Genomic DNA, 5,799 nt, shown 5'->3' on the forward strand with positions numbered 1-5,799 from the left:
AAAGCAGGCTCGCAAACCTATTATCACGACTTAATAGCCGATAGTGACAACCCATTAGCAATGGGCGGGCTTTACAGGGAATGGCATGGCAGAGACACCCACGGCAATGCGTTTGTTGAAACGTCTTGTTCAGTAGTAACACTGGCGCCACATCCCAAGCTGTTACCCATACACGAAAAGGCCTCACCACTTATGCTGTCGTTACACGATAACAGCGTGCAGCGCTGGCTGGATTGTGAAACGTATCCGTCGGTTTCATTGGAAGATTTACTGATACCTACAATTCGCCATCGGTTTACTGTTATGCCTATAAACAAGCCTTCATTGCATGAACCAGTTGGTGACAGTTTTGTGATAGTGCCCGATTAAGTAAAACTCATCTCCACGAAGAATTAGCCCCATAAAAAAGCCCGCAACGACATTACATCGTGCGGGCTGTTTTATTATGTCACATGCTTAGTGCATTACACGTTTTCTGGCACGTTGCAAGGTTAGCAGTGCCAGACCAATCAACAAGCCAATGCCCAAACTACCGCCGCCACTACTTGGGCGGTTAGTTACGGTTACACTAACGGATTGTGTTACGGTTGAATTACCGTCGGTAGCCGTGACGGTAAAGTTAACCGTGGTAGAACTATCCGTCTCTGGTGCGGTGCTACTGAATGAAGAGCCCGGCACACCGTTGATGGTAAAGGTGACTGTGTCACCTTCAGGGTCGGTAGCCGTAGCACGTATTGTAATGGTACTACCTTCTTGTACGCTGGATGGCGCACTTACGGTAAGTACCGGAGGCTGATTTTCAGTCACCGTTACCGTAGCCTGTGCTGAGCTGCTGTAACCAAACTCATCAGTGGCTGTTATTTTAAGCACTATCGTGTTGCCGCTCGCCGCAGAGGCTGGCGTAACTGTTATCGTTTCACCACTTACCGATACCGAAGCAGTGGGGCCGCTGAGTTGTTCAACGCTCAGCGTAACACTATCACCGTTGGCGTCGGACACTGTTACAGGCAATACTGTAGCTTGTTGTTCGGTCATCGACAGGCTGGCTGTGGTTGCGCCGTTGATCAAAATAATCGGCGCAGCATGTACCTGTACATCACTGTTAGCTGCCAGTGACTCGCTACCCGTCCCCGGAATATTGGTTACCGAGGAGGTGAGGGCTACCAGCACAGCACCACTGATACTGGCGTTATTATCTAAACGAAGCGAGAATGACAGAGTGGTATCGCCAGCCGCCTGGATAGACGAATTATCGGTTAAACACAGCACTGTGCCCGACGAAATTGCGTTTACCACCGAAGCCTGAACACTGTTGTCAGCCGCGCTGATATAACCAAAATGGCCACCGCTTTGGGTGCTTTCACTGGCATAACCAATGGTTGATGGTGTTGAATCATCGTGCAGCGTAACATTGTTGTAGGCAAACATAACCGAAGGCTCACCATTAACAGCATCGTGCACCAGGATCACCTCGAAATCGGCAGATTCAGTACCCGACACCATACCGCGCCATTCAATGACTGACACCTTGCCATTATTAAAAGACGCTGCGGCGATACCCGCGTCAGACGTTGTAGCAAACGACCAGTCACGCCAGAAGGGGGCCAGTGTTACCGCATTATTCTGCACTCGGGTTAATGATTGGTTGATACCAGGACGCGCAGGTACACGCGCATCTGTACTGGTGATAAAGCCTTTAGAAGACACATTCAGGCTGTTGAGGGTGTCGTTTAATACCTTAAACTGAATAGGGTAGTTAGCCAGTGCCGTATCCATTGAGCTGAAATTGGCTTTATAACCCAGTGCCTGAAGATCGATGTATCCGGTACCCTGGCCCACATTGGGTAAAGTGCACTGAGGATCGTTCTGGTTTGACGTTAAGTCGTAAGAGGCGGATGTGCCATTGGCCGTTTGGGTAACCTGCCACGTAATCGTTTTACCGTTTACCACTCCGCCATTACCAACGCTTCCGTTAACCACAGATGTACCATCCGGAACGGTTACGCTTATTTCGTAATCGCGGTTTTCATTGGTGTTATTGCGCTTAACGGTAACAGCATAACTCGCGACATCACCGGGACCAACACGGCCAGATGACGTAGCGGCCAGCGTTACATCGTTTACACCGCGCACCAGATCCACCGGAATGGTACCTAAGTTGGCCGGGTTATCGGCGTCACTGCCTACTACAATTGCGCCAAAGTAGCGGTCTCCCTCAAGGCTGTCTGGCAGTTGCCAGCTTACTCGCATGTCGAATGGTTCACGTAGGGCAACACTGGTTGGGCCGTCAACGGATAATGTACCTTCGTCTACCGCTGGAACAACGGCATATTCTAATACAAAGTCATCGGTTGCCCGGTTCGACCCGGTGTAGTTTTGCACAAATACGTAGTAGGTACCGGCATCGGGATGCGCAATATTAACGTATTCATCCCAGCTTCCCGTGGTAGATGCTGCAATGATTTCAGAGGTGGAAATTGACTCATCACCGTTGATATCGAAAACCACAAACAAATCCAAATCTGGCGCAGTGGAGTCGCTAATCAATGCCACAAGGCGGTCGGTATTCTCTTCTACTTCAACTATCTGAAGATAGACACCATCGTCAATGTCATCCAGGAAGGTATCATTATCGGAATCTTCAGCCAGGGATTCGTTAACTACAGTCGCGGCTACTAAACCCGATGCACGGGCTGTAAAGTCAGTAATCTCAATGGCAACCAAATCCTTGATTAGCAGTGAATCTGCGTTGCGGTAGCTGGTTTGGCTAATGTCATCAGGGAAGTTGCCATTGGAAGCCACTACTGCAACTGGCAAATGTAAATCAGGTGAATTTGCTGAAGTGAGTAATATCTGCGCAAATTCCCAGTCGCCATCATTGGCGTTCCAGGTATTTACAGTAACGGTAACTGTTTGAGATTGCCCTGCTGCAAGATTGAATGAGGCCGGTGACACCGACACTTCAAGGCCGCTCGCCATGGCATCGCCGGCGACAGTCCAGCTACCCGCTTTTGTGGCGGTGAATGTGCGTTGCCAACTGCATTCAATTAAGCAATTGTTGTCTACCAGTGCCGGTATATTAAGATCTTTGGGTTCTCCTCCAAGATCTGGGTCGGCGGCTTCATAATTGGCTTGTGTTTCTTCAATAATTAAACCGGCGTTTACCGCCTGGTTAACCTGAATACGACCCGAGCCCATATCCAGCCAGTTGGCATCATCCAATGAACCCGCTACCCGTAAATTCGATTCGGCAGTCATCATCAGCGCTGATCGAATAGCATCGGCACTCCAGGTAGGATTTACCTGACGTACCAGTGCTGCAGCGCCCGCTACATGAGGAGACGCCATCGATGTGCCATCCAGGTAAGCGTAATCCGCTGGTGCAGGACTGGTGGTTTCGTGGCCGTAATGTTCATCGGCATAGGCTGCATAAATTTGTACACCCGGTGCGCTCACCATGGGCAGTAACGTGCTTATTTCGGTATTAGGACCGCGCGATGAAAAGCTCGCCACCGTATCTAACGCATCCTCATCAATAGACAAGGTACCCGACGTAGTGGAAATCGTCGCTCTGTGGCCTGAGCCACTTGCTAACCAGGTGCGTAACTGATTACCCGCAGCCAGACTAACGTGAATACCGGGGATCACATACACATCACCCACCAGATTATCGGCATCTGCCGACACATTTGCCAGTATATAACCACCGGCACCGCCGTCTGCGACATTTTTGGCTTTTTGTACCCGTGCGATTTCACCTCGATCACACAATACTATTTCACCGTTAAACGTGCCCGCTGGGAACGGTTCTAAACACTGTGCAGGGTCGCCATCAGGGTCGTTGGCGTTGGTGTAATCGCCTGCGTACACCACGGTTGCGGTAATGCCAGCGGTGTTACTTTGGCCGGTAATCGTGGAGGGCACCGATACTCCACCAGAAAAACCAGACAGTGTTTTAGTAAAATCAACCACGCGGCCATGATCTGTTGCTGCAACCGGGGTGATCCAGGGCGCATATTTATCGCTGGTTGCTGCCGCGGGGCCATCGTTACCGGCAGAATGGGCTACAAAAATGCCCGCGTTATTGGCCGATAACCAGGCTTCACTGAGTGCATCGCCCCATACCGCTTCGCCACCAGAAATCGAATAGTTAATAACGTCTACAATGCCGGTTTCAATGGCATCATCAATAGCGCTGATCGCCAGACTGTAGTAACAACCGGTGTATTCGTCGTCAGATTCACCGGGTAAACAGGTTTGAAATGAAATAATATTGGCATGAGGTGCCATACCGGAAATCTGGCTGAAGGCAAATTCACCCGGATAGCCGTCACTGACTTCCTCGTCGAACGCCAAACCATACACAGGAACGTTATTCAGGACGTTGCCTGCTGCGGTACTTGCAACGTGTGAACCATGCCCGTTGTAATCCTCGCCGTTGCGATCAAGTCCAATTGGAAACACGTCGGTATCGGCGTACTGACTGGTGATCAGTGAATAGCTGTATACGCCTATCAGTTTGTCGTTACACAAGCCCGGGAAACTACCCGCACAATCCCCCAGATAATTGCCCGAACCCAATGGGTTAGTGTGGGTGTAGCCATCGCCGCCGGTGGCGGCAAATGAAGGGTGATCGGTGTTAATGCCTGTATCAAACACGGCTACAACGGTGCCTTCACCCATGGCATCAAGGCCACTGTCTGCCGCGCCTGACCACACTTGTCGTGCACCGGTTAATTCGGTACTGGTATCGGTATTCAATTTAAGCTTTTTGTCAGCGTCTACGGCTTTCACACCACTTAAATTGCGAATTGTTTCTGCCTCTGCAGCGGTAAGGTTCATTACCACACCGTTGATTGCATACTGAAATTGCTTGAGCGGTGTGGCGTTACCCGTAACGGATGCCACGCGATTTAGCAGGCCCGCCTGTTGTTGTTTTAAATAGTTGCGGTACGCAGTTACTTCACGCTTTTGGGAATTTACCCGGCTGAGTTTTCCTTTGGTTGCATTCACTGGCATGGTCGCCTCAAAACCGCGAATGCCGCCGCTGTACTGGGCTACCGATGGTTCGGTGAGACGAATAATATAAGGTTGTTTCTCTGAAGAATTAGCGGTAGCGCTGGCTGATTGATGCGCGACTACATTAACAGGTTTGTTTACCGATGTTGGTTCTATAGCCTGACTATCAGCAATGACTGTACTGGTGAGTAACAGTCCTGATACGACGAAAGGCACAGTGTAAATTGGCTTCACTTATACTACTCCATAGCGGTGGCCGGTTTTCTGTCGGCTTATAATTTTGTCGAGTTTTATCACATCAGGCTATCTGGTGTCATAGGCTTTTACGAAACTTTGTATAAAGACCGATCAATTCACCAATAGTTTTCAGTGCATTATTTACACGTAATTTTAGCAGTGAATTAACCTGAGTTTTACATCTTGCAAAAAAGTAGAAGAACCATCACGTTTCTGTGATTCCGAAGAAATGTTTATCCTCACGTTAACGTAAACTAATTGTTAAATTAGTCAGACGCTCCTTTGTTACCTGTTCTACGATAGATATAGGTTAAAAATCCCTTTAGAGGACGCCAATGAACGACAGAAATCACCTCGACCATGTTGCCTTAACGCACGAGGTTAAGATCATAGAAAACGGGCTGCTCGATATTCCCATGCTGGCCATTCTTGATCCAGATGGAAAAATATATCCAGGCGCAACCGTGCCGCAGATGGACCAAACACTCGCTGGTAAAATTTATCACACCATGGTTTACACGCGCCTACTGGATGAACGTATGG

2 protein-coding genes and 1 pseudogene are annotated in these 5,799 nt (G+C 49.3%); 2 read left to right on the forward strand and 1 reads right to left on the reverse strand.

Going from position 1 to position 5,799, the window contains the following annotated elements:
* On the forward strand, nucleotides 1–369 hold a 369-nt coding region (locus ACLR2L_RS18395; protein WP_413370261.1), incomplete at its 5' end, for an SOS response-associated peptidase family protein.
* 87 nt (nucleotides 370–456) lie between these two features.
* Here the strand turns inward: ACLR2L_RS18395 and ACLR2L_RS18400 are convergent.
* On the reverse strand, nucleotides 457–5,253 hold the full coding sequence (locus ACLR2L_RS18400) for a S8 family serine peptidase (RefSeq protein WP_413370263.1): 4,797 nt from the start codon (nucleotides 5,251–5,253) through the stop codon (nucleotides 457–459).
* Nucleotides 5,254–5,591: 338 nt separating this feature from the next.
* Here ACLR2L_RS18400 and ACLR2L_RS18405 point away from each other — a divergent pair.
* A pseudogene (locus tag ACLR2L_RS18405) lies at nucleotides 5,592–5,799 on the forward strand (thiamine pyrophosphate-dependent dehydrogenase E1 component subunit alpha); the annotation flags it as partial.

Origin of the sequence: Alteromonas sp. AMM-1 (genome assembly GCF_047290655.1) — a bacterium.
GTDB classification, from domain to species: Bacteria; Pseudomonadota; Gammaproteobacteria; order Enterobacterales; family Alteromonadaceae; genus Alteromonas; species Alteromonas mangrovi.